General features: G+C 71.4%; 26 protein-coding genes. 5 read left to right on the forward strand and 21 right to left on the reverse strand.

Annotation, left to right across the window (positions count from 1 at the left end; all coding sequences use genetic code 11):
• Positions 1-2 precede the first annotated feature (2 nt).
• The 7 genes from uraH to ACYU7L_RS10730 form a co-directional block, all read right to left on the reverse strand.
• Positions 3-350, reverse strand: a complete 348-nt coding sequence (gene uraH / locus ACYU7L_RS10700; protein WP_460796062.1) for a hydroxyisourate hydrolase — start codon at positions 348-350, stop codon at positions 3-5.
• A complete protein-coding gene (uraD, locus tag ACYU7L_RS10705; protein ID WP_460796065.1) occupies positions 347-841 on the reverse strand; it encodes a 2-oxo-4-hydroxy-4-carboxy-5-ureidoimidazoline decarboxylase in 495 nt (164 codons plus the stop codon). The genes uraH and uraD overlap by 4 nt, the downstream gene beginning before the upstream one ends.
• Positions 842-947: 106 nt before the next feature.
• On the reverse strand, positions 948-2,540 hold the full coding sequence (locus tag ACYU7L_RS10710; RefSeq protein WP_460796068.1) for an AtzH-like domain-containing protein: 1,593 nt from the start codon (positions 2,538-2,540) through the stop codon (positions 948-950).
• The gene (locus tag ACYU7L_RS10715) at positions 2,537-3,604 is read right to left on the reverse strand and encodes an acetamidase/formamidase family protein (protein WP_460796070.1); all 1,068 of its coding nucleotides are present in this window, start codon (positions 3,602-3,604) and stop codon (positions 2,537-2,539) included. Before ACYU7L_RS10715 ends, ACYU7L_RS10710 begins: the two co-directional genes overlap by 4 nt.
• A 67-nt stretch (positions 3,605-3,671) precedes the next feature.
• Entirely contained in the window at positions 3,672-4,427 is a 756-nt protein-coding gene (locus ACYU7L_RS10720; RefSeq protein WP_460796072.1) for a class I SAM-dependent methyltransferase, read from the reverse strand.
• The gene (locus tag ACYU7L_RS10725; protein WP_460796075.1) at positions 4,424-5,461 is read right to left on the reverse strand and encodes a glycosyltransferase family 61 protein; all 1,038 of its coding nucleotides are present in this window, start codon (positions 5,459-5,461) and stop codon (positions 4,424-4,426) included. Before ACYU7L_RS10725 ends, ACYU7L_RS10720 begins: the two co-directional genes overlap by 4 nt.
• 25 nt (positions 5,462-5,486) lie before the next feature.
• Positions 5,487-6,263, reverse strand: a complete 777-nt coding sequence (locus ACYU7L_RS10730) for an exodeoxyribonuclease III (protein ID WP_460796079.1) — start codon at positions 6,261-6,263, stop codon at positions 5,487-5,489.
• Positions 6,264-6,309: 46 nt separating this feature from the next.
• On the opposite strand from ACYU7L_RS10730, the gene ACYU7L_RS10735 reads away from it, so the two are divergent.
• Positions 6,310-7,026: a CDP-alcohol phosphatidyltransferase family protein gene (locus ACYU7L_RS10735; protein ID WP_460796081.1), complete on the forward strand. Its 717-nt coding sequence runs from the start codon at positions 6,310-6,312 to the stop codon at positions 7,024-7,026.
• 9 nt (positions 7,027-7,035) lie between these two features.
• Here ACYU7L_RS10735 and ACYU7L_RS10740 read toward each other — a convergent pair whose 3' ends face one another.
• The 3 genes from ACYU7L_RS10740 to ACYU7L_RS10750 all read right to left on the reverse strand — a co-directional run bounded on the left by ACYU7L_RS10740 (position 7,036) and on the right by ACYU7L_RS10750 (position 10,657).
• Positions 7,036-8,601 carry a PH domain-containing protein gene (locus ACYU7L_RS10740; protein ID WP_460796083.1) on the reverse strand — a complete coding sequence of 522 codons (1,566 nt, stop codon included), beginning with the start codon at positions 8,599-8,601 and terminating at the stop codon, positions 7,036-7,038.
• Positions 8,598-9,113 (reverse strand): PH domain-containing protein, encoded by a 516-nt coding sequence (locus tag ACYU7L_RS10745; RefSeq protein WP_460796085.1) that lies wholly within the window; start codon positions 9,111-9,113, stop codon positions 8,598-8,600. The genes ACYU7L_RS10740 and ACYU7L_RS10745 overlap by 4 nt, the downstream gene beginning before the upstream one ends.
• A 224-nt stretch (positions 9,114-9,337) precedes the next feature.
• Complete coding sequence (locus tag ACYU7L_RS10750; protein WP_460796088.1) at positions 9,338-10,657, reverse strand: HNH endonuclease signature motif containing protein; 1,320 nt, start codon at positions 10,655-10,657, stop codon at positions 9,338-9,340.
• Between the two features lie 174 nt (positions 10,658-10,831).
• On the opposite strand from ACYU7L_RS10750, the gene ychF reads away from it, so the two are divergent.
• Positions 10,832-11,908, forward strand: a complete 1,077-nt coding sequence (gene ychF / locus ACYU7L_RS10755; protein WP_460796090.1) for a redox-regulated ATPase YchF — start codon at positions 10,832-10,834, stop codon at positions 11,906-11,908.
• A 60-nt stretch (positions 11,909-11,968) separates the two neighbouring features.
• Here ychF and ACYU7L_RS10760 read toward each other — a convergent pair whose 3' ends face one another.
• Both ACYU7L_RS10760 and ACYU7L_RS10765 read right to left on the reverse strand, forming a co-directional pair.
• Positions 11,969-12,544, reverse strand: coding sequence for a hypothetical protein (locus ACYU7L_RS10760; protein ID WP_460796094.1), 576 nt, complete (start codon positions 12,542-12,544; stop codon positions 11,969-11,971).
• A gap of 23 nt (positions 12,545-12,567) precedes the next feature.
• Positions 12,568-14,136, reverse strand: a complete 1,569-nt coding sequence (locus tag ACYU7L_RS10765; protein WP_460796096.1) for a hypothetical protein — start codon at positions 14,134-14,136, stop codon at positions 12,568-12,570.
• A 216-nt stretch (positions 14,137-14,352) separates the two neighbouring features.
• Here ACYU7L_RS10765 and heR point away from each other — a divergent pair, with 216 nt between their 5' ends.
• Positions 14,353-15,120 carry a heliorhodopsin HeR gene (gene heR / locus ACYU7L_RS10770; protein ID WP_460796098.1) on the forward strand — a complete coding sequence of 256 codons (768 nt, stop codon included), beginning with the start codon at positions 14,353-14,355 and terminating at the stop codon, positions 15,118-15,120.
• A gap of 14 nt (positions 15,121-15,134) precedes the next feature.
• Here the strand turns inward: heR and ACYU7L_RS10775 are convergent, their stop codons facing one another.
• The gene (locus ACYU7L_RS10775; RefSeq protein WP_460796101.1) at positions 15,135-15,509 is read right to left on the reverse strand and encodes a VOC family protein; all 375 of its coding nucleotides are present in this window, start codon (positions 15,507-15,509) and stop codon (positions 15,135-15,137) included.
• 259 nt (positions 15,510-15,768) lie between these two features.
• On the opposite strand from ACYU7L_RS10775, the gene ACYU7L_RS10780 reads away from it, so the two are divergent.
• Positions 15,769-15,972 carry a cold-shock protein gene (locus ACYU7L_RS10780; protein WP_110240008.1) on the forward strand — a complete coding sequence of 68 codons (204 nt, stop codon included), beginning with the start codon at positions 15,769-15,771 and terminating at the stop codon, positions 15,970-15,972.
• Between the two features lie 52 nt (positions 15,973-16,024).
• Here the strand turns inward: ACYU7L_RS10780 and ACYU7L_RS10785 are convergent, their stop codons facing one another.
• Positions 16,025-16,708 (reverse strand): GAF and ANTAR domain-containing protein, encoded by a 684-nt coding sequence (locus ACYU7L_RS10785; protein WP_460796107.1) that lies wholly within the window; start codon positions 16,706-16,708, stop codon positions 16,025-16,027.
• A gap of 594 nt (positions 16,709-17,302) precedes the next feature.
• Here ACYU7L_RS10785 and ACYU7L_RS10790 point away from each other — a divergent pair.
• Entirely contained in the window at positions 17,303-17,743 is a 441-nt protein-coding gene (locus tag ACYU7L_RS10790; RefSeq protein ID WP_460796111.1) for an ATP-binding protein, read from the forward strand.
• 13 nt (positions 17,744-17,756) lie between these two features.
• On the opposite strand, the gene ACYU7L_RS10795 is transcribed toward ACYU7L_RS10790, so the two are convergent.
• The 7 genes from ACYU7L_RS10795 to ACYU7L_RS10825 all read right to left on the reverse strand — a co-directional run.
• Positions 17,757-19,637 carry an FtsX-like permease family protein gene (locus ACYU7L_RS10795; protein WP_460796113.1) on the reverse strand — a complete coding sequence of 627 codons (1,881 nt, stop codon included), beginning with the start codon at positions 19,635-19,637 and terminating at the stop codon, positions 17,757-17,759.
• Between the two features lie 5 nt (positions 19,638-19,642).
• On the reverse strand, positions 19,643-20,416 hold the full coding sequence (locus ACYU7L_RS10800) for an ABC transporter ATP-binding protein (protein WP_460796115.1): 774 nt from the start codon (positions 20,414-20,416) through the stop codon (positions 19,643-19,645).
• A 132-nt stretch (positions 20,417-20,548) separates the two neighbouring features.
• The gene (locus ACYU7L_RS10805; protein WP_460796118.1) at positions 20,549-21,214 is read right to left on the reverse strand and encodes a response regulator; all 666 of its coding nucleotides are present in this window, start codon (positions 21,212-21,214) and stop codon (positions 20,549-20,551) included.
• Positions 21,211-22,506 carry a sensor histidine kinase gene (locus tag ACYU7L_RS10810; protein ID WP_460796122.1) on the reverse strand — a complete coding sequence of 432 codons (1,296 nt, stop codon included), beginning with the start codon at positions 22,504-22,506 and terminating at the stop codon, positions 21,211-21,213. Before ACYU7L_RS10810 ends, ACYU7L_RS10805 begins: the two co-directional genes overlap by 4 nt.
• A gap of 20 nt (positions 22,507-22,526) precedes the next feature.
• Complete coding sequence (locus ACYU7L_RS10815) at positions 22,527-23,099, reverse strand: hypothetical protein (protein WP_460796125.1); 573 nt, start codon at positions 23,097-23,099, stop codon at positions 22,527-22,529.
• The gene (locus ACYU7L_RS10820; RefSeq protein ID WP_460796127.1) at positions 23,096-23,320 is read right to left on the reverse strand and encodes a hypothetical protein; all 225 of its coding nucleotides are present in this window, start codon (positions 23,318-23,320) and stop codon (positions 23,096-23,098) included. Before ACYU7L_RS10820 ends, ACYU7L_RS10815 begins: the two co-directional genes overlap by 4 nt.
• 88 nt (positions 23,321-23,408) lie before the next feature.
• Positions 23,409-23,629, reverse strand: a 221-nt coding sequence (locus ACYU7L_RS10825) for a hypothetical protein (protein WP_460796129.1), incomplete at its 5' end; no start/stop codon positions are given.

Genomic DNA, 23,629 nt, shown 5'->3' on the forward strand with positions numbered 1-23,629 from the left:
GGTCAGCTCCCTCGGTAGGTGGTGTAGGAGTAGGGGCTCAGCAGCAGCGCCAGGTGGTAGTGCCGGCCCGGGCCGGCGTCCCGCTTGCCGTCCGGCGGCGCGGCGACGCCGAAGACGACGCGCACCTCGGGGAAGAGCGTGTCGCGCCCGGCCGCGGCGTACCACGGACCGGTGGCGAAGACGAGGGTGTGCGGGCCGGGTGCCAGGTCGGCGTCGAACCGGATCCGCCCGTCGTCGTCGGTGACGGCGTGCGCCACCTCCGAGGAGTCCGGCCCGAGCAGGCGTACGGCGACGCCGGCGCCGGGACGGCCCAGCGCCGCGTCGAGGACATGTGTGCTGCAGGTGGTCACGCCAGGACCTCGCGGAGGCGGAGGATCGCGATCTCGCGCAGCTGGTCCGCGACGACGGCGTCCTCGGTGTCGGGGTCGTTGTGCATCCGCTCCTCGAGCGCGTCGAGGATCTGCTGGGAGGTCAGCCCGCGGGCCCGGATCAGGAAGATCCGTCCGAACCGCTCCTCGTAGGCCCGGTTGCCCTCCGAGAGCCGCACGAGCAGGTCCGCGTCCATCGGGTCGATGGCGCGTTGGTCCCGGGCGCTCATCGCGGCGCTGGTGCCGAGGCCGCGGTGCTTGGCGCCGATGCGCGGGTGGTCGGTCAGCGCCTCGTCGACCTCGTCGCGCGACCACGACCGGGCGGCGAGGTCGGCGACCCCGACGAGCTCGTCGACGTCCGTGTAGGGCCGGCCCGCGACGAGCTGGTCGACCCACGAGCCGATCGCGGCACACGGGCGTACGACGCTCGCGGCAGCGTCCGGCGCGAGCCGGTTGAACTCCTCGACGTCCACGGGGACCTCCCTTCCGCCCCTGACCGTAGGGGCCGGTTGTAACGCGAACCGGAACATTCGTTTCTTCGACGTTAAACCCGAAACCGTCCGTTCGGGACCCTGTCGGTCACGCGGTGAGAGCGGCCGCCAGGTGGAGGAGCTCGCGGTCGCGCCCCGGCGCGGCCACCAGGCAGACGCCGCAGGGCAGATCGCCGGCCGCGCCGGTCGTGGTCCCGGGCGTGGTCCCGGTCGTGGTGGGAAGGCTGACCGCCGGCAGGCCGCCGATCCCGGCCAGGCAGGTCAGCGCCATGGTCGCGTCACGGACCGCCTGCAGAGCTCCCGGATCACCTGCCCGCAGGTGGGGGGCGACCGACGAGGCCGACGGCAGCACCAGCACCCGGTCGCCGACCAGGTCGCGGATCACGCCGCGGGCCTCGGCGACCCACGCGCCGGCATCGGCGGCGACGCCGTCGTCGATCCGGGAGGCCGCCTCGAAGCGGCCGCGGACGTCGGCGCCGACGTGGTCGAGTCGTCCGTCCAGCCAGGTCCCGCGGACCTGCCACGCCTCCCAGGCCTGCAGGGTCTGGAAGGCGGTGAGCCAGCTCGGCAGGTCGTCCAGGGGCCAGTCCTCCTGCGTGGTCGGCCAGTGCTCGGTCGCGGCCATCACCGCGTCGGCGACCTCGGGGGCCGCCAGGGCCAGCAGCCCGGGCACCACGACCAGCTCCGGGGCGGACAGGGCGTCGCGCCCCGGGGGCAGCAGCACGTCGCCGACTGCCCGCAGCGTGGCGGCGTCGCGGGCCAGCCAGCCGACCGCGTCGAACGAGGGCGCCAGCGGCAGCACGCCGGTGAGGGGGACGGCGCCGTGGGTGGTGCGGATCCCGAAGAGCCCCTGGTAGGCCGCGGGCACCCGGATCGAGCCGCCGGTGTCGGTCCCCAGCCCGATGACGGCGTGCCCGAGCGACACGGCGCTGGCCGAGCCCGAGGTGGAGCCTCCGGACAGCCGGTGCGGCGCACGCGGGTTGGGCGGGGCGCCGGTGTGGACGTTGGTCCCCGCGAGGCTGTAGGCGAACTCGTCGGTGCGGGCGATCCCGCGCACGGCGGCGCCGGCGCCGAGCAGCCGGGCCACCGCCCAGGCGTGCTCGGTCTCGACGGGGGCCTCGGCCAGCCAGGTGGGGTTGCCGGCGCCGACGCGGTGACCGGCGACGGCGTACAGGTCCTTGACGGCGACGTCGACGCCACTCAGCGGCCCGGGTGAGGTCGGCGGCACGAGCGGATCCCCGACGACCCGCCAGACCCGGGTGTCGAGTGCGGGGGGAGAGGCGCTGACGTGCGCCGCCGTGACCGCCCAGCCCTGGGGGAGGCGCGCCCACAGCTGCGTCTGCTGCCCGCGCCCGCCGCTCGGCAGCCCACCACTGAGCAGCTCGGTGATCGCGACCACGAGGGCGTGGTCCTCGTCGACGGCGCGCACGTGCAGCTCCACGATCCGGCGCGGGGGAGCGCCGCCCCGTCCGCCGCGGAAGGCGCTGATCATGTCGTGGCCCACGAGCAGGCCGGCGGCGTCGCCGCGCAGCGTGTCGGGGCTGGGAGCGAACAGCCGGTCCAGCGCTGCGAGATCGTTGCTCATCAGCGCCTGCTCGTAGTCCCAGAACGCTTCGACCAGGCCGTCGGGGACCACCCCGCCCTGGCTGTCGGATCGGGGCTCGGGCCGGATCTCGCTCATCCGAAGTCCGCCGTCCGGATCCTGGCGTGGACCCCCTTCACGAGGTCGACCACCTGGGAGATGTCGAAGTCGGTGGCCGCGCTGAGGTAGGCGTAGGCCATCCGCGGGTCCATGCCGTAGCGCGCTCCGAGCAGCGCGATGGCGGCCCGCACGCAGCCCTGCACGGCCACGTCGAGGTCGGGGTCCATCCCGGTGGGCACGAGGTAGTCACTCGTCCGGGCCAGCGGCCCGGCGAGCTCCCCGAACTCACGCACCGCGTCCTCCCGGGGGAGCACGTCGAAGCGGAGGGTGGCCCGCAAGGAGGCCTCCATCGCGGTCAGCGACACCTCGCCGTCGCCCTGGGCGAAGTGCGGGTCGCCGACGTAGGCGAGCGCCCCCGGCACCTGCACGGGCAGGTAGAGCGTGGCGCCGACGGTGAGCAGGTTGATGTCGATGTTGCCGCCGTGCGCCCCCGGCGGGACCGAGTGCGGCCGCTGGTCGCCGGCGACGGCCACGCCCATGATCCCCAGGAAGGGGGCGAGCGGGAACGCCACGGTCGGCTCGCCTCCGGGCCTCACCGGCAGCGTGCCCTTGAGCCCGTCCGGGTCCTCGCGCACGCCGGCGAAGGCGCTGAACACCGCGTGGCCCCCGAGCGGGTACTCGCCCGCCAGGGCGCCCCGGCCGTGCCGGTTCGAGATCACGCCGTACGGCACTCGCGGCAGCGTCTCCACCACCGTGATCGCCAGCAGGTCCCCGGGCTGGGCCCCGCGGACCTCGATCGGTCCGGTGACGACGTGCGGGCCGTCCGGGCCGGGGGTGTGCACGACGTCGGAGGCGGCCAGGGCGATCGCGTCGGCGAGCACCCCCTCCACGCCGTACGGCGCGAAGAACGCCCGCGGGTCGCGGCCCTGGTCCTCGAGCAGGCCCTCGTGGCTGATCGTGTCGATGGTGACCTCGGTGCCCGGGTCGACGCTCAGCACGGGGGAGTCGGCCGCGCAGGGGAGCCGGCCCCACAGCACGTGGTCGAGGGTGGAGGGCAGATAGGTCGCGGAGCGGATGGGGCCGGCTCCGGTCTCGAGGATCATGCGCCGAACCGTAGGGAACGGTTGTTTCAGCGATGTTGTGCTGAAGGGTCCCCAGGTTTCGGCAGCGTCACCTCTCGCGCCAGGCCCGGACCTCGTCCATGATCTTGCGGAAGTGGGTCGCGCGCAGCACGTCCTGCTCGAGGGCGAACGTCTCGAAGCTCAGCTGGGCGATCTCCTCGACGCTGCGCTCGGTGACCTCTGCGCGCCGCTCGCGCCACACCACGAGCTGGCCGTGGTTGTTGTCGATGGTGCGGAAGCTCAGGTGGGGATAGAACGTGTCGATGAACCACACCAGCTTGTAGACGTCGCCCATCCACGCCTGGTCGGTGCTGCCGAGCCAGCTGCGCACCGTGAAGAAGTTCTGCCGGTCGGGGATCGAGGCGAGGTACGTCGGGGGCCGGACGTCGTCGATGACGATGAGGCCCTTGGGCTGCAGGTGGTGCAGCGCGTTGGTGAGGTCGCGCAGGGTCTGCTCGAAGGTGTGCAGCCCGTCGAGGTAGATCACGTCGAACAGCTCGTCGGGGGCGACGATCGAGGCGAAGTACTCGTCACTGGTGACCTGGTGGTACTCCGCTGTGGGGTCGGCCTTCTCGGCGGCCTCGTGGTCGAAGAGGAACACCGGGTCCACGGCCACCTTGCGCGCGGCGCTCTGCCGGTCGAAGGTGTGCCCCTTGTTGACCCCGACCTCGAGGTAGCGCGGCTCCTCGTAGAGGGAGAGCAGGCGGCGTACCACCATGGCGCGGTGGATGACCTTGGACTTCCCGGGCGCTGCGGACTCGTCGGGATTCTGGGGCTGCTGCTCGGGCACGTCGGTCTGCTTCACGGGTGCGTCCTGTCTGTGGGGTCGAGGTCGAGCTCGTCGAGGAGGGCGTCCAGCTGCTGCCGGGTCGCCTCCGCGGGCACCTGGCCGTGCAGGTGGCCGCAGGCGGTGTCGATGACGTCCTGCATGGGAGTCGTGCCGTCGGGGGAGCGGTCGTCGCCGACCGCGAGCACGCGCAGGCCGGGCGGGGCGAACGCCGACAGGTGCAGCGCCGAGCCCGTGGGTCCCGCGATGACCGCGGCGCCGGCGACCGTGCGGATCTGCTCGTCGATGCTGAGCCGCTCGGGGCTGACGACGCTGAAGCCCGCTGCGGCGAAGGCGGCGTCGAGCTCCTCGTCCCGCTCGGGGGTGGAGCGGTGGCCGCCCCGAGGGGGCGGTCGGGTGCCGTCGCGCTGGGTGCGGTTGAACTCCGTGCGGGAGAGGTAGACCCGGGCGCTCGGGTCGCGCGGAGGGGCACCCGCGCCGGCGGCGACCCGGCGCCAGACCTCGACGGCCTCGGGTCGGGCCCAGCCGGCCATCACGACCGGTCGCGCCGCGACCAGCAGGTGCTCCACGCGCAGAGGGCGCGGACGGACCATCTCCAGCGGGAGGTCGCCCAGCCCCGCCATCGTCAGCAGGCGCTGCTGCCAGTCGGTGACGCCCCGGACGCGGGTGGAGCGCCGGTGGAAGACCAGCCCCTCGACGGCCGGCTCCTGGGGCCAAAGGGTCGGCAGGGTCTCGGTGATGAAGTGTCCGAAGTGGCCCATCCAGTGGCCGCCGTACAGCCAGGTCCCCGTCAGCGTCTTGAGCCCGTCGGGCACCTCCACGACGGCGGGGTCGGCTGCGACGTGACGGTTGCCGCCGAGCCCGCCGATCATCTGCGAGGCCCGGACCAGCGCGCCGTCCCGGTCGTGGACGGCGCCGCGAAGCCAGCGGTCGGGGCGCCGCAGGACGTTGAGCTCGCCGTGCTCGATGTGGGTCAACAGGGCGTCGTCGACGGTCTCGACGCCGCTCGGGCCCTGCACGGGCACGGGGAACGACGGACGGGTCCACGGCATGGCCAGGAGACTAGACCAGCCCCGCTCAGTCGAGGTCGACCACGACCGGCGCGTGGTCGGACGCGCCGGTCCCGGCCCGCTCCTCGCGGTCGATGAACGCGTGCGTCACCCGTTGGGCCAGCGACGGCGAACCGAGCACGAAGTCGATGCGCAGGCCGCGGTTGCGCTCGTAGCGCTGACGGTAGTAGTCCCAGTAGGTGTAGACCTCCGGACCGGGCGTGTGCGGCCGCACCACGTCGACGTACCCGTCGTCGAGGAACGCCTGGAACGCCGCGCGCTCGGGCGGGGTCACGTGCGTGGACTTCGCGAACTGCCTGATGTCGAAGACGTCCTCGTCCAGCGGGGCGATGTTCCAGTCGCCGACCAGCGCGGTGTCCTCGCCGAGCCAGGAGCCGGCGGCCTCGCGCAGCCGGGCCAGCCACTCGAGCTTGTAGACGTAGTGCGGGTCGTCGACCTTGCGGCCGTTGGGGACGTAGAGCGACCAGATCCGTACGCCGCCGCACACGGCGCCGATCGCCCGGGACTCGGCGGCGACCGGGTCCCCGAAGCCGGGCATCTGCTCGAAGCCCACCTGGACGTCGTCGAGGCCGACCCGGCTGATCAGGGCCACGCCGTTCCACTGGTTGGTCCCGCAGGCGGCGACCTCGTAGCCGAGCGACTGCAGCCCCATCAGGGGCAGCTGGTCCTCGCGCGCCTTGGTCTCCTGCAGGGCCAGCACGTCGACGTCGTGGCGCTGGAGGAACGCCTCGACGCGGTCGATGCGGGAGCGGAGGGAGTTCACGTTCCAGGTGGCGATGCGCATGGGAGGAATCTACGGGGAGCGCCGGGCCCCTCTACGCTCCTGCCTCATGGACACGATCACCGAGGCGACCCCGGGTGCGCGGGTAGCCGCTGGACTCGTCCACTTCTATACCTCCGTCGGCGTCGTGCTGGCGCTGCTGATGGTCCACCTGTCCTACGAGGGCGAGGTGGAGGCCGTGCTGTGGCTCTTCCTCGCCGCGATGGTCATCGACGGGACCGACGGCTTCCTCGCGCGCCACCTGCGCGTCAAGGAGGTGATGCCGGGCTTCGACGGGGCGCTGCTCGACAACATCGTCGACTACATCACCTACGCGTTCGCGCCGATGGTGCTGCTGTGGGCCAACGGCTACCTGCCCGACGGCGCCTGGGGCGGGGTCGTGGCGGCGCTGCCGCTGCTGGCGTCGTGCTACCAGTTCTGCCGCTCGGACGCGAAGACCGACGACCACTTCTTCCTCGGGTTCCCGAGCTACTGGAACATCGTCGCGTTCTACGTCGTCGTCTTCGGCTGGGGCACGGGAGTCACCGCGGCCGTGCTGCTGGTGTTCGCCGTCCTGGTCTTCGTGCCGGTGAAGTACCTCTACCCCTCCCGCACCGAGCACCTGTGGACGCTCAACATGACGCTCGCGGTGGTCTGGCTGGCGCTCTTCGGCGTGATCGTCGCGCAGCTGCCCGACCCGAACCCGTTCGTCGTCGCGCTGTCGTTCGGCTACCCGCTCTACTACACCGCCGTCAGCCTGTGGCTGACGTTCCGCACGCACCGCTGATCGGCGGGTCTAGGCCTCGAGGAACTCCGTCAGCATCCCCGGCGTCGAGGCGTCGGCCAGGGCGACGGCGACGTCCAGGGGGACGTCGGTGACGACCAGCCGCTCGGACCCGGCGGCGGTGGTGGCCACCAGCGTGGCCAGCCCGCTGCGCCGCTGGAACCAGGTCTGGCTCACGACCCAGCCGATGATCCCGTCGGTCTCCAGGGCGCTGGTGATGCGGGCGAGCGACGGAGGCCGCGCGACGAGGTGGTCGTGCACGAGCGCGTGGCCGAGGTTGGCGTAGGAGCCCACCGCGACCGCGACCCCCACCGCCGCCAGGACCACGAGCGTCACGAGGGGCAGCCACCACGGCCAGTCCAGCGCGAGCGTCACCCCGGTGGCCAGGGCGGTGATGATCAACGTCGGCCACTGGCAGCGCACGTGCCGACGGCGTCGGGCTCGTGGACCGTGGGCGACCATCGCGGCGTCGAGGACGCCGTCGGTGCCGAGTACGTCGTGACCGACGCGTCGTCCGATGCCGACGGGGCTGGGGGGCAGCACCTTCGTCGTACCGCCGGTGCCGGTGCCGGTGGCCAGGGTCGCGAGCTCGGCGCCGCCGGCCAGACGCAGCAGCAGGGGCTCGCTCAGCTCCACGCCGCGCACGCGCGCCTCCTCGACGCTGGTCGAGCGGGTCGTGAACAGCCCCGCCGTCAGGCGCAGGTTGCCTGCCTCGCGCAGGAGACGGAGGTCCCACCACTGGATCACGTAGCCGCCGATCGCCACCACCAGCCACACCAGGAGGGCCAGGAGGGTCCCGACGACGACGAGGAGGAGCAGAGCCTGGGCGCTCACCCAGTCCCACGCCGACTCGACCTGATCGGCCTCGAGCAGGGGGACCTCGCTGAAGAGCTGGGAGCCGGCGCCGATGACACCGGCCAGCACGACCAGCCGTCCCAGGCTCAGCGGGGCGAAGCGGAGCCAGGACCAGTCGATCCGGGCCAGCTCCTGGGCCGGGGGCATGACGGACCCGGACGGGGGCTCATTCGGGTCTCCGGTCGTGGGGTCCCCCGAGGCGGCCGCACCCTGCGCGACCGCGACGCGCGTGAGCAGGACCTGGCGCAGGCGGTCGGCGTCCGGGGCCGTGAGCGCCTCCAGCTCGATGCGGGTGTCGTCGACGCCGGTGCCGACCTGCACCTTGGTCATCCCCAGGATCCGGTGCAGCAGCGGCGCCTCGAGGTCCACGCTGCGCACCCGGTCCAGCGGGGCGGTCAGCTGGGTCTTGTTGAGCAGTCCACGGCGCACCTCGAGCTGGGTGGGCGTCACCCGGTAGAACGTCGTGAACCACGGGATGAGGCCCACCAGCAGGGCGCCACCCAGCAGCACCGGCAGCATCGCGAGCGACCAGACGACGTCCTGGCTGCTGATGCCGATGACGGCGACGATGAGGGGCACGGCGAGCTGACGCAGCGTCTTCACCGGCCCGATCACCATCAGCTGGGGAGCCAGCCGCAGCCAGCCGTCGGCGTCTGGTGGGGGGCCCGGCTGGGGACTGGGGTGGGGACTCGGCCGGGGGCCGGTCTGGGGGTCAGACGTCACGTGGCGTCGCCCTCGGTGGCGCCGGTGATCGCGGTCAGCTCGGCGACGGTCAGTCGGGCCACCTCGTCGTCGAGGCCGAAGACCGTGATCGGGCCTGCGGCCGAGGCGGTGGTCACGGTGATCGAGCGCAGCTTGAACAGCCGCATCAGCGCGCCCTGCTTGGAGTCGACCGTCTGCACGCGCGACAGCGGGGCGACGCGCTCCTCCCGGGTGATCCAGCCGCTGCGGGTGAAGACCGCCACGGGAGTGACCTCCCAGCGGTGGATCCGGAAGCGCACCGTCGGCATCGCCACGACGTACGCGATCGACGCGACCACCACGGTCACGAGCCCGGCGCTCGCCCACCAGGGACGCCCGGGGATGAACCAGTAGCCGATGCCGAGCGCCACCCAGAGCACGAGGGCGTTGAGCGCGGCCACCACACGCCAGTAGGAGACGGCGCGTGGCGAGACGCTGTGCGCAGGGTCGCGGAGGGACGGGCCCCGGTGACGCGGGGCAAGAGGGGTGCTCACCTCAGCACCATAGGCACATGCCTCCCTCGACGCGCGCCCGCCTCAGGAGCGAGCCCGGCCTTCGGTGGTCGAGCAGGTTGCGCAGCCGACCTCGCCTTCGGTGGTCGAGCAGGTTGCGCAGCCGACCTCGCCTTCGGTGGTCGAGCAGGTTGCGCAGCAACCGACGTCGAGACCCAGCCGCACTTGCAGAGCGAGCCCCTGCGAGCGTCTCCGGGCCGGACTCCTTATTGGCGTCGGGCGTAGCGGACCGACCCGTCAGGCATCCAGTGGTGGTCGTAGCCGGCGTCGTGTGCCCGATGGTGGTGGTGCGAGCACAGCAGCGCGAGGTCCTCCCGGTCGGTGGTGCCACCGCGAGCCCACGGCTCACGCCGGTGGTGGGCCTCGCACCAGGTGGCGGGGATGGTGCAGCCCTGGGCCTGGCATCGGGGGTGGCGCAGAGCGTGGGCGTGGCGCTGGGCGGTGGTGAAGAAGCGCTGTGCCCGACCCAGGTCCAGCACCTGGCTGCGCCCATCGAGCACGGCGGGCATGATGCGGGTCTCGCAGGCGAGGCGGCGGAGCTCGTGCAGGGAGATCTGGTCGCCGTCGATGTCCTGCGAACCCGTGCCGGTGCCGGTGAGCGTGGCGCTGCCGGTGTCGGTGCGCAGCTGGTCGAGACCCACGGTGACGATCACGGTGATGGGGGACCGACCGTGGGTAGGGAGCCTGTCGACAGGAAGATGCTCCAGCAGGGCGCAGAACGCCCGCCCCATGAGCTGGTCGTGGGGGAGGCGCTCACCGGTGGCGGGGTCACGCTGGTCGCCCGAGCCACCGTCCCTCGTGCCGCTGCCCTCCGCGCCCTGTTCGCGTCGCGGTGAGGTGTGGGCGTGCAGGGCGTTGGTGAGGATGCCCGCGGTGGGGGTGGGCAGGTCGATGGTGATGCGGGTGAGTCCGGGGCCGAGGCTGCGCGTGGTGAGACGGGTCTTGGCGCGAGCGGCCTGCTCTTCGCGCTCGAGCGCTTGGCGGGCGATGTCGTCCGCGATGTCGGGGGCGACGACGTCGAGGATGCGCCGGGCCAGGCGGGTGAGGTCTTCGGGGCCGAAGTCGGCGGCGTGGCCGATCAGTGTGTGCTCCGCCTCCGCCATGGTCGCTGGGCCGAGCCGCTCGGCCGGCAGTGCGTCGAGGGCGGTGGTGATGACGCGGGCCTGAGCCGTGTTGAGCCGGCCCTCGCGCAGCGCGGTCCCGGTGGCGGGGTAGGTGTGCTCCAGGCTGCTCGCGAGGCGGCCCTCGTTGGCGCAGGCCCCGGGGTGGGTGCGGGTGGTGTGGGCGAGCCAGGAGGCAACGCTCCTGGCGCCGTGCTCGTGCGCCACGTCGGAGGCGTTGGCCAGGACGCGCAGCTTCAGGCCGGCGAGACGGGCCTCCAAGCCGGCGAGGTCGACGAGCAGGTCGGCCTTCGCGGCGGTGGGCAGGAAGAGCGGGTCCACGCCGGCGGCCTCGTCGAGGGCAGCCGCGACGGTCTCGACGCACGCCTGCAGCGGGTGCGGAGTCGGGCCGGCGGACTGCTTCATGGACCCGACGTTAGGGGTCGCCACCGACGATCCCCGGCCCGTCGAGCCAGGGCTGTGGACAATCCGTTCGTCGTACGAACCTGTGGACGGAAAGTGGCGCACCCCGCCTGTGCTCGCCGTAGTCCACCTTGCTGATTGCGGCTGTGATCCCGCGCGCCCGTAGACTCGCGCCCCGTGGCTCTCACCATCGGTATCGTCGGACTCCCCAACGCGGGCAAGTCGACCCTCTTCAACGCCCTGACCAAGAACGACGTGCTCGCGGCGAACTACCCGTTCGCGACGATCGAGCCGAACGTCGGTGTGGTCGGTGTCCCCGACGACCGCCTCCCGAAGCTCGCGGAGGTGTTCGGCAGCGCCAAGATCCTGCCCGCCACCGTCGAGTTCGTCGACATCGCCGGCATTGTGGCGGGTGCGTCCCAGGGCGAGGGGCTGGGCAACAAGTTCCTGGCCCACATCCGTGAGTCCTCCGCGATCTGCCAGGTGACGCGCGTCTTCCGCGACGAGGACGTCACCCACGTCGACGGCGAGGTCAACCCCGGCAACGACATCTCGACGATCCAGACCGAGCTGATCCTGGCCGACATGCAGACCGTCGAGAAGGCGATCCCGCGCCTGGAGAAGGAGGCGCGCGGCAACAAGTCGCTCGTCGCCAACCTCGAGGCCGCCAAGGAGGCCTTGGGCCACCTCGAGGCCGGTACGCCGATCATCGCCACCAAGGTCGACCGCGAGCTGATCCGCGAGCTGTCCCTGCTGACGGCCAAGCCGTTCATCTACGTCTTCAACTGCGACGCCGACGAGCTCTCCGACGACGAGCTCAAGGACAAGATGCGGGCGCTGGTGGCGCCGGCCGAGGCGATCTTCCTCGACGCGAAGTTCGAGGCCGAGCTGGTCGACCTCGGCGACGACGACGAGGCGCGCGAGATGCTCGCCGAGATGGGCGTGACCGAGCCCGGTCTCGACGTGCTCGCCCGGGTCGGCTTCGACACCCTCGGCCTGCAGACCTACCTCACCGCCGGCCCCAAGGAGACCCGCGCCTGGACGATCCCCAAGGGCGCCACGGCCCCCGAGGCGGCCGGTGTCATCCACACCGACTTCCAGCGCGGCTTCATCAAGGCCGAGATCGTCTCCTTCGACGACCTGATGACCGCCGGCTCCATGCAGAAGGCCAAGGAGGCCGGCAAGGTCCGCATGGAGGGCAAGGACTACGTCATGGCCGACGGCGACGTGGTGGAGTTCCGCTTCAACGTCTGACCGATCACCGTTCGACCGGTCACCGTCTGCCCAGGTCAGAGGCTGCGCCCTCGTGGGACATCAGGCTGGCATCCTCCAGGACACGGCGTTGTCGTCGAAGGCGCTGTAGTCGTCGTCGTTGTCGAAGTACACCGTGTCTGGAGTCGCTGAGCCGTCGTCAGCCACGTAGACCAGACACGCGTCCTGCGGCACGTCCAGCTCGTCGACGGATATCGGTAGCTCCTGGCAGGGTGCGAAGTCCGTGAAGACCGACAGGTGGGTCAACGGCACGTCGTCGGCCCACAGGCCGAGGTACTCGTCGAGCTCGATCGGGCGATCGCCGGACTCCGGGGTGACCTCCACCTTGAGGTAGTACGGCGTCCGGCCGTCGTCGGCGCCGATGGTCGCCAGGTCGGCTGCGGTCCCCTCGATGACGTCGACGACCTTCAGGGACATCGTGCCGGCATCCGCGGTGCGCGTGACCCGGGCCGTCTCCCCGAAGCTCAGCTCGGTGCCAGGAGGGGTCAGCTCCTTGCCAGGAGAGGCCGGCTCGGTGCGAGGAGGGGTCGGGTCGGGATCGTCGGAATCACAGCCGGTGAGGGCCGTCAGCGACATGACTGCGGCCAGCGTGATGCCGGTCCACACACGATGGGGCATGGACGTCATTCTCCTGTGCTCGCTCAATGGATGCTCGACCGGTGATGGGGGTCGTTCCCCTTGGCCAGCTCATAGCCGTCGATCTCCTCTGCGAGTTCGCGCAGCTTGCGGTTGCGCTCGGCGATGCCGGCATCGGTGTCCTTGAAGTCGATGACGAGCTCGATCAGCCACTCGGCCACGCGATGGGATTCCTTGCTCTCGTCGATCAGGAGGTCGACCGCCGCATCGACCAGCCGCCGATAGGCCAGGTAGGGACCCGAATAGGTGGATCCGATGATCCCGACTTCAGGGAGGGTGTTGCGCGTCCACTCGTTGGCGACGTCGGTGGACGGGTTGCCCGCCGCGTCCGCGCCGCCCAGGATCCGGGCCAGGCCGGCCTGGTGCCTGGCGATCAACTCGCACGCCGCGGCGGCGTTCCTCAGCTTGCTGGGCAGGAGCTCGATCCGGGACTGGAGCATCCGCTCGAAGTCCTCACGATCCCCCTGCTTCTTGCGGTTCTGGGTGAGTGAGTAGTTGTCCGGGAAGGAGCGCAGGTCCTTGAGCATGGCGTCGCAGCTGCCATCGATGGCACGTTCGGCGGCGGCGAGATCCGCCTCGATCTTCTTGACCTGTTCCTTGAACGAGTCCCACTTCGCCGCATACGTGTTGCCCTCGAGCAGCAGGGACTCGTCGCGGGCGAACGGCACCACCTCGTTGAACAAGCGACCCACCGCGACGGTGCTCGTCACCAGGCCCATGGCGATGCCGAACGGCGGAAAGGCCCTTCCTGCTGTGGCCCCGAGCAGGCCGGCGACGGCCGATGTGGCTCCCAGCACCGCGTCCACACCCGCGCCGCGGCCCTCGCCGCTACCGGCGAAGCTCGCAAAGTCCGCTGTCGCTGCCAGGAGGAAGTCCCGCAGGCTCTTGTATGTCTGGTTCCACGCATCCGCCTCGGCTGTCATCGCGAGGCCTGCTGCATAGACCAGCGACTGCTGTCCGCCGATGGTCTTCCAGATGTCGGTCGCATAGGTGCGCTGGAACAGGTCGACGGCCACCGACGTGTTGTCGACACTGATGTCGAGCTCGCTCAGCGCGTCCCACAGATCGAGGTCAGCGGAGGACGGGGCCGATCCACTGGATCCGAGCGCAGGCGCGTTGCCCACGTAGAGCTGGCGCGCGACCGTGGCCAGGCTGTTGATCTGGTTGGTGAATGCGGCGGGGTCGGGACTGCCTGTGACCCACGGGTCGATCCACGAATCGACGTAATCCTCGATCTCCTGCCACTTGGCCTTGGCATCGAAGACGCGCACCTCGTAGGCGTTGTCGTTGGCGTCGACATAGTTGACCCCGGGGCTCAGAGACTCGTCTCCGGCCAAGAACTTCTTGTGTCGCCAGTTGCCGGCGGAGTCGCACACGATGTCCGCATCGTTGACGGCGTTGAGCTCGACGACGTAGTGCCATTCACCGCCGTCCTTCTTGCGCCACGCCACGCCGCCCAGGTCCCCCGACTCGATGGCGCCCTTGGCCATGAAGGCGTACTTGATCGCGTCGACCAAGTCGTCGCGGAGTCCGCCGGCGAGCACTTCGTGTGGGCGAACGACTTCGGCGTCCATGGTGGTCATCCCCTGTGGTCAAGCGAATCGGAGCCTGTCGGACGGCTTCCTGCCCGCAGGCGAGGGGGATAAACTCGGGGGCCCTGAATCTGTCGCGCTCACCTGTGGCGCGGTGGCTCTCTCCGGCCGTGAACGCTCCGCCTCAACGTGTGAATCCGGCGCTGAGCGTCATCAGTTCGGCCAAGCGGGGGAGCTCTGGGCCGCTAATGTCGTCGGATGGCTACCGAGATCTCCGCCCCGCGGCAACGACGGCTTCGCCTGTTCAACCTGGCGGCGGGGGTCCTCCACGCCGTCCAGGCAGTGGTCGTCGTGGTCCTCGCCACGGACTTCGCTCTGCCGGTGACGGCGACCTATCTCGCCGGTCCGCCCGGCACGACGCCCCAGGAGCCGACGGTCCTCTTCGACCTGCCGACCGGTCTCGCGGTCGCGGCGTTCCTGGTGCTGTCCGCGCTGGCCCACCTGATCGTGATCACGCTCTGGTGGCGGGGATACGTCAGGGACCTGTCGCGCAGGATCAATCGCGCCCGTTGGGTCGAGTACTCGCTCTCCTCATCGCTGATGATGGTGGTGATCGCCCAGCTGGTGGGGATCGGTGACGCCACCGCTCTGGTGGCCATCGCCGGCGTCAACGCATCGATGATCCTGTTCGGCTGGCTTCAGGAGAAGTACGAGGAGCCCGGCGGGGGCGGGTGGCTGCCCTTCTGGTTCGGCTGCATCGCCGGGGCGGTGCCCTGGATCGCCGTGGTCCTCTACGTGGTCGCGCCGCAGTCGCCCTCGGATGCCACGCCGCCCGGCTTCGTCTACGCGATCGTGGTCTCGCTCTTCGTGTTCTTCAACATCTTCGCGCTCAACCAGTGGCTGCAGTACCGCGCGAAGGGCCGCTGGGCGGACTACCTGTTCGGCGAGACGATCTACATCGTGCTGAGCCTGGTGGCCAAGTCCCTGCTGGCATGGCAGGTGTTCGGCGGCACACTCGCGGGTTAGCCGCGGCAGGGCCTCTAGCCCCAGTTCTCGGCCCGGGTCAGGCAGAACGGATGCCCCGCAGGGTCGAGGAGCACCCGCCAGGTGTCGCCCGGCTGCGGGTCCGCGACCGTGGCGCCGAGCTCGACGGCCGCGCGCTCGGCCTCGTCCAGGTCCGCGACGGCGAGGTCGAAGTGGAACTGCTTGCTGCCGCTCTCGTTCGGCCAGGTGGGGGCGGCATAGCCCTCCACGCGCCCGAACCCCAGGGCATGGGTCGGCCCCGTGAGCATCGCGTAGTCCGCCTCCGCGTGGGCCACCTCCCACCCCAGCAGTCCGGACCAGAATCTCGCGCTCGCCTCGGGGTCGGCGCAGTCCAAAGTGATCATCGCCAGGCGGGCGATCGGGGTGCTCATCGTCTCGTCTCTCCTCCTCATCGGTGACTGGTGGGGACAGCCTCCTCGGATCCGATGGGCGCGGATAGGAGAAACCCGCCATTCATGCCCTATGGTTGAACTCGTTGAAGGGATGGCTCTGCTAGCCATCCTGGCCGCACACCATGTCGCGGCTTGTATCTCGCACTCCTGGTTTTCGGTTCGCTGGACATCAGCACAGGTGGATGTCTTCAGCGCCTCGGGGGCACACTGCCCCCGACACGAGAACAAGGGAAATATCATGGCTTCTGGAACCGTCAAGTGGTTCAACGCCGAAAAGGGTTTCGGCTTCATCGCGCAGGATGGCGGCGGTGAGGACGTGTTCGTTCACTACTCCGCTATTCAGTCCGGCGGCTACAAGTCGCTCGACGAGAACCAGAAGGTCGAGTTCGACCTCGCCCAGGGCCCCAAGGGTCCCCAGGCTGAGAACGTCACCGTCTCCTGATTCACCTCGAAGGGCCCCGATCGCTTCTGCGGTCGGGGCCCTTCGTGCATTTCTAGCTCGGTGTCTGCCCGGTGCGGACGAGCTCCTCGGCGACCCGGTTGAGCTTGATGTTCCGACCCTGCGAGACCCGGCGCAGCACCGCGAAGGCCTGAGCGGGGGACAGAGCGAAGCGCTCCATGAGGATGCCCTCGGCCCGGCCGATGACGGTGCGGGCGACGATGGCCGTCTCCAGGTGCGTGACGTTCTGCGCTTCCGCCAGGGCCACGGCGACATGGGTGGCGAGGGCCCCTGCGTTGTTGACGTCCTCGGTGTCGAAGGCATCGGGCCTGAGGGAGTAGAGGTTCATCGCGCCGAGGGTGTCGGCGGCCGTGAAGAGCCGGTAGCTCACGATGCTGCCGACGCCGATCTCCTGGGCGACCCGTGGTCCCCAGGTGGGCCAGCGAGGGTCGGCCGCCAGGTCGCGGCTCAGCACGATCTCGTGAGTGCGGAGGGCGTCGAAGCATGGTCCCTCCTTGAGCTCGAACTGCAGGGAGTCCAGCCGTCTCAGGGCGTCCCCGCTCCCGGCCGGGGTATCGATGCCGTGCGGATTGACGATGGACATGCCTGCAAGATCGCAGCCCTCGATGATCTCGATGGCGACGTGGACAGCCTCGTCGAGCGTCTCCTGCGTGCTCGCCTTCTCCTGCATGGAGCGAGCAGCATCGGCCAACTGCCGGAGCATGTCGGGGGATCCCATGTCCGGACGGTACGTCCGGTCGCGCCCGGTCTCCAGAGTCGATGGACACCATCGGCTGTAGACACCCCGACGCCGGTCCCGTAGGTTCGACGTGTCGGGTTGGGATGACAGCCAGCGGCTTGAGAACGGATCGCCGCGACAGCCCTCTCGAGGGAGCACGATATGCCCGTCGCTCGTCCCCCCCTTCGACGCCGGCCACTGCGGCACCGCATCGCTCGACGCCCTCCGGGCCTTCGCGCTGATGGCGCCTGCCTATCCGTGAGCGTGGCGCCTCCCGGCGCCGTCCGGCCGGTGAGCGAACCCGGTCGCATCATCTCCGCACTCCTCACTCACCAGGGGCGCGGACAAGGGGGGTGCGGGGGCACCACTCACGCAGCCGCGTGTCCCCGCGCACCCACCCCGCGACTCCGAGCTGACCTCCTGGCGCGGACGCGCCGTCCACGAACCCCTCCAGCAGAGGACCGACCATGCACCAGGTAGTCGTCCAGACCCGGCGGTATCTCGCCAGGATCATCAACCAGCACTCGCACTGCTCCCCTGCCCGTCGACGTCGACCGTGACGGTCGGGGCCGGCGGGCCTGGATGAGGTCTGCAATGAGCGGCGCGAGTGACACCTGGGGATCTCGAATGGCCGGCAGCGCGCCGGAGTGGTCGCACTCGACGACGCGCGATGCCCTCCCGATCAGTGCCTCTCAGGTCCGCGCCTTCGTCACTCATCACCTCGTCGACCACCGGCTGCCGTACCTCGTCGACCCTGTGCGTCTGGTGGCGAGCGAGCTGGCCACGAACGCGCTGGTGCACGCGCAGACAGCCTTCAGCGTGACGCTGGCCGCCTCTGACACGAGGGTCCTGCTGACCGTGCGGGATCGTTCGCTGGTGCTCCCCGAGCGTCGTGCTGCCCACGCCACGGACAACACGGGCCGCGGACTGCAGATCGTGGACATCGTCAGCCTGGAGTGGGGGATCAGCGAAGACGGGGCAGGCTCCAAGGAGGTCTGGGCATCCTTCGCCGTGGGGGGAGGCCGAGAGCTCTAGCCCTGCGGCCTCGTCACCGAGGCCCCCGAGACCCGCGCGCCGTCGTGGCCGTGACGCTTGCGATCACCGGGACCACCGTCAGCAGGGGGATGAGCAGCGCCCCCGCACTCAGCACGCCGTACGTCGCGAGGTCGACCGGGGGCACGGCCAGGCCGAGCAGGCCGATGCTCACCCCGAGGACCGCGGGGACCACCGTGGCCGTGCCGATCAGCCACGCCACCAGACCGATGACCAGCGCCTCGATCCCTGCCATCGCGATCAGCTGACGGCGGGTCGCGCCGGTGCGCCACAGCAGGAGCAGCTCGGCGCGGCGTCCGGCGGTCGCGAGGACCAGGGCGTTGGCCGCCGCGATGGCGACGAAGCCCAGCAGCAGGAGCAGCAGCACGGTGGAGAGAGTGCTGTCCGCGTCACCCGCGGCTCGCACCGAGGCGACGTACGCCGCCTCGTCCTGCGCCTTCAGACCCAGCTCCGCGACGGCGGAGGACGCGGCCGAGTCGCCGGTGCGCAGCAGCACTGTGTCCGGCCGGACCGCGACCCCGTGCGCCGCGGGCGTGGCCTGGCCGACCAGGTAGCCGCCGAACCCCAGGCCCCGGTCGTACGTCGCGACGACCGTCGTCCAGGTCAGGTCGCCGCCGTCCCAGCGCATCGCGATCTTGTCGCCGACGTCCTTGCCGGTCTCGAGGCGAGCGTCGCGACTCAGCGCGACGGTGTCGGCGCGGTCCAGGTCGCCGAGGTCCCCGTCCATGACGCCCGGATCGAGGGTCCCGGCGAGGTCGCCGGCCGGGAGGGTCTGGACCTGCATCGGCTCCCACTCGAGCGGGCCGAGCCACGCGGACTCGTCGTCGGTGCGCACCTGGACGGGGACGGAGGCCAGTGGGATCGCCGCCTCCACCCCAGGAGCGGCGGCCAGCGCGCCGACGGCGGACTCGTCGATCCCGGCGCCGGTGACGACCAGGTCGGCGTCGAGTCCCTCCCCGAGCTCCTGTGCCGCGGCGACCACGAGCGTGTCGTCGACGGTGGCCTGCACGGTGCCGACGCCCAGCGCCAGTGCCAGCGGAACCACCACTGTCGTCAGGCGCCGCGAGAAGCCACGGGTGTTGGCCAGCGCCACCCGGGTCGCCGGGCCGCCGCGGACCCGGCCGGTCCGGTCGAGGACCCAGCCCACCAGCGCGGGACCGGCGAGCGCCACCGCCCCGATGAGGAAGAACGCCGAGACCGCCGCCGCGGCGCTGCCGATGGCTCCCGGCACGGCGACCGGGCTGAGCGCCGAGAGCAGACCCAGGACCGTCACCACGATCGCGCCGATGCGGCGGCCGCGCCCGATGCCGGCCGGCTCGACCACGCTCTGCGCGACGGCCGCGGTGGGGGAGGTCCGCAGCGTCTCGCGGGTCGCGAGCCGGGCGGCCAGGTAGGTGACCGGGAGCAGAACGAGTGTGGCGACGACGACCGGGACCGGCGAGAGGGACATCGCGAAGCCCGGCTCGACGATCTCGGAGGCGGCCAGTACCGGTGTCAGGCGGCGCACGGCCACCAGGCCGACGAGGGCGCCGATGGGTGCGGCCACCGCTGTCACCAGGGTGATCTCGCGGCCGACCAGCCGGCGCACCTGCTGGCGTGTCGCGCCGACCACGCGCAGCAGCGCGAAGTCGCGCTGGCGGCTGCGCAGGGCGAGCGAGACAGTGGCGGCGACCACGAAGATGACGAGCATGGTTGCGGTCCCGGTGAAGGAGAGCGCCAGGGCGACCAGGAGGCCCGCGTCGCCGGGGGAGCGGAGCCCGGACTCGATCAGCACGCCGGTCCCCGAGAGCATGATCCCGGCCAGGGCCACGACCACGAACGGCGCGACCAGGCTCGGCCAGTGGGCGACGGCACCGGAGCGCGCGAGACGCCACATCGCGCTCACCTCTCCAGCCCGAGCATGCGGTCGGCGACGGCCGGCGCGGTGGGGTCGACGAGCTGGTCGACCAGACGGCCGTCGGAGAGGAACAGCACCCGCTCCGCGGCGGCCGCCACGTGGGCGTCGTGGGTCACCAGCACGACGGTCTGCCGGATCCGGCGGGCCGTGTCGCGCAGCAGGGTGAGCACCGCCTCGCCGGTGCGGGCGTCGAGCGCCCCGGTCGGCTCATCGGCGAAGACGACCGTCGGTCGGGGGAAGAGGGCGCGCGCGATCGCGACGCGCTGGGCCTGTCCGCCGGAGAGCTCGCCGGGACGACGCCCGGCCATCCCGGCCAGCCCCACCGCCTCGAGCAGCTCCGCCTGCCAGGCGAGGTCGGGCGCGCGGCCCGCGAGGACCATCGGGAGCTGGATGTTGTCGGCGACGCTGAGGTGCGGGATCAGGTTGTAGGCCTGGAAGACGAAGCCGACGTGGTCTCGGCGGAAGCGGGTCAGGGCGTCGGGTGAGAGCGCGCTGATGTCACGCTCGCCGACGATGATCCGCCCGCTGGTCGGGGTGTCGAGCCCCGCCGCGCAGTGCAGCAGCGTCGACTTGCCCGAGCCCGACGGGCCAATCACGGCGGTGAACGAGCCGGACTCCAAGGTCAGCGAGACGCCGCGCAGGGCGTGGACGGCGCCCGGCCCCGCGCCGTACTGCTTGTGCACGTCGAGGAGGTGCAGCGCGGTGCCGGTGATGGGGCCGCTGATAGCGGCGGTGGAGTTGGTCGGGGAGGCGATCATCGCGGTTTCCTCGGTCGCAGGAGAGGGACACCACGAACCTAGGAAGATCCGGCCTCCGCAACGAGCCGCGCGAGACGGAGATCGCGAGGTTGCATCCTTCGATGCAAGCGCCCGGCCGCGAGTCCGCGAGCCTCAGTCGGGGACGGCCACGACCTTGTTCTGGTAGGCCCAGACGGCGGCCTGGAGCCGGGAGCGGACGCCGAGCTTGGGCATCATCCGGGCGAGGTGCGACTTCACCGTCGACGTCTCCAGGACCAGCTGCGCGGCGATCTCGTCGTTGGACAGGCCCTGGGCGAGCAGCAGCAGGATGTCGAGCTCGCGGGCGGTGAGCAGCTCCGAGGCGCGCCCGGCGGTGACCGGCACGATCTCGCGGCGGGTCACCACCTCGCGCAGCACCCGCTTGGTCAGTGCGTCGTCGAGGGTGCCGTTGCCCCGGGCGACGCTGCGGACCGCGGCGATGAGCACCTCGGGCTCGGCGTCCTTGAGCAGGAAGCCCGACGCCCCCGCCTCGAGGGCCCCGAAGAGGTAGTCGTCGATGTCGAATGTCGTGAGCACCAGCACCGGCACCGGATCGGCCACTCCGGGGCCACACAGCTCCCGGGTGGCGCTGATGCCGTCGCGGCCGGGCATCCGGATGTCCATGCAGACCACGTCGGGGCGCAGGGTGCGGGCGGCCTCGACCGCCTCATGGCCGTCCGCGGCGACGGCGACGACCTCGAGATCGGGCTCGGCGTCGAGCAGGGTCTTGAGCCCGGCGCGCACCAGCGCCTGGTCGTCGGCGATCACGACACGGATCATGCGTCCTCCGCTGCTGGGGTGGCTTCGGGGGTGGCGCCTTCGATGGTGGCCGGCTCGAGGGTCGGGTCCCGGGGGATCCGGAGCGTCACCTGCCACCCGCCGTCAGCGGTGGCACCATGGTCGAGGCTCCCGCCGGTGAGGTCGGCCCGCTCCTGCATCCCCACCAGGCCGAAGCCGTGCCGGCCCTCGTCCGCAGGCGTGGCCTCGGGCCGGTCGTTGCGCACCGTGACCAGGACGGCGTCGGGCGAGCGGTCGTCGACGGTCACCTCGGCACGTGCCCCGGGAGCGTGCCGGGCGGCGTTGGCGAGTGCCTCCTGCACCATCCGGTACGCCGCGAGCTGGGCGAGCGGACCGACGCCGGCACCGAGCGGGCGGGGCCCGGTCAGCACCGTCAGCCCGACGTCACGACCTGCTCCCCGGACGTCGTCGACCAGCGCGGCGATGCCGGCGAGCGACTCCGGTCGCACCCGGTCGGGATCGGTCGCCTGCGCGTCGTCCTCGCGGAGCAGCCCGACCAGGCTGCGCAGGTCGCGCAGCACAGCGGTGCTCTGCCGGCGCACCTGCGCGACCGCGGCCTTGGCGCCGACGGGGTCGGAGTCGATCTGGGTGCCGATCGCGGCCGACATCACGGCGATCCCGGAGAGGTGGTGGGCTGCGATGTCGTGGAGCTCGCGGGCCATCGCCGTGCGCTCGCGGGCGACGGCCGCCTGCACGAGCAGCTCGTGCTCGCGCTCGAGGGCGGCGGCGCGGCTCTCGCGGGCGGCCCGGATCTCGCGGCGGGCGGCGACCACGACCGCGATGACGAGGGGGAGCGTCACGGTGCCGATGCCCTGCAGCAGCCCCAGGCCGATGGCGGAGGCGATCGGCTCGTCACTGCGCAGGGCGTTGGTCATCCCCCCGGCGCCGATCAGGACCGCAGCCAGGGCGAAGGTGGGCCAGGACCGCGAGAACGGCTGTGCGATCCCCAGGGTGAAGGCGGCGACCAGCACCGCGGGCTGCGCCAGGCTCATCGCGTCGCCCAGCCCCCACAGGGCGCACAGCAGCATCCCGAGGGCGGTCGCGAGCAGCACGACCTGTGGCGCCGTACGACGCCACAGCAGCGCGCCGGCCTGGAGCAGGAGCGTGGCGGCTCCCAGCCACCAGGCCATCGCCGACGGGTCGGGCTCGATCAGACTGGTCTCGGGGGCAGCGCTGGTGACCGCTGCGAGCGCAGTGAGCCCGAGGACCGCGAGTGCCCCGACCCCGAGCGCTACCCACAGGTCGAGGGTGGCTGCGCTGCCTCGACGTCTCACGGCGGGAACGCTACCGGGCTTCAGGCGCTGACCACGTAGCCGTCCCGGAGCGCTGCCTGGATCTCTCGGGCCAGCGCGCTCCCGGTGTCCTCCCAGGCGAAGATCGCCGCATCGTTCTGCCCGGTGGCATGGTCGTAGGCCTCGCCTTCGGCTCGCCAGGTCGTCAGCCTCGAGGCCAGGTCCGGAGGGAGCCGCAGGATCGCGACATCGAGCGACCGATCCGACAGTCGCAGCTCGACGGGCCGCGTCTCGCGAGGCTCCGGCACCCGGATCCCTGAAGGCACCTCGGCCCGGAGACGGCGGAGCAGGTCCTGCGCCCGAGCGAAGTGCGCGTCCTCCCAGGCCTCGCTGGGTGTCGACGCCAACGAGGCGTAGTCCTCGTTCCAAGCCATCGCGTCGTCGTACAGCTCGCGCGAGATGCCCAGCCACGCGTGCAACTCCTCGAAGTCGTCGCTGAGGTGCTCCTCGTCACTCCAGAACGGGCCCGCGTGGGTCTCGCGACGCAGCAGCACGCATCGGACGTCGGGAGCCGTGTCCTGGAGGTCAGCGGCATCCGCAGGGGCATAGGCGTACCAGCCGAACCTCTCGCTCATCCCTGCACCCTGCCCCGGAGCAGGTCGGTCGCGAAAGAGACACGAAGATCCTGCGGCCAGCACGTGACCCGGGCCAGCTCGCCGCTGTCGACGTCCCAGGTCACGAGGTACTGCTTGGCCGCGTCCTTCGGGATCACCGTGAACAGCACGGTGTCGTCGTCGAGCCAGGCGAGCGGGGTGAGGGTGTCGCCGTACCACCCGTTCGTGGTCGCGGTCGGCACCGGGAGGAAGGCGCGGGTGGCGAGCGTCTCGCGGTCGAGCGCGATCAGGCCGTCGTAGTCGTCGACCGCGCGGGTCGCTCCCTGCCCGTCAGGGCACCTCCACCAGCGAGCTCAGCGTGCTCACGTTGCCGCCGAAGTCGTAGAGGGTCAGGTCGGCCTGGATCGTGGTGCCGGGCTCGAGCGCGACGAAGTCGTAGGTGAGGTCGTCGGTGAGCGAGTAGAGGCCGACGTCGGTGGTGGGCTCCCAGGCCTGCTCACCGTCGGCGCCGACGGTGAGCACGTCCGGGACGATGATCCCCTCGGGGTCGG

The sequence above is a fragment of the Nocardioides pacificus genome (assembly GCF_054775955.1).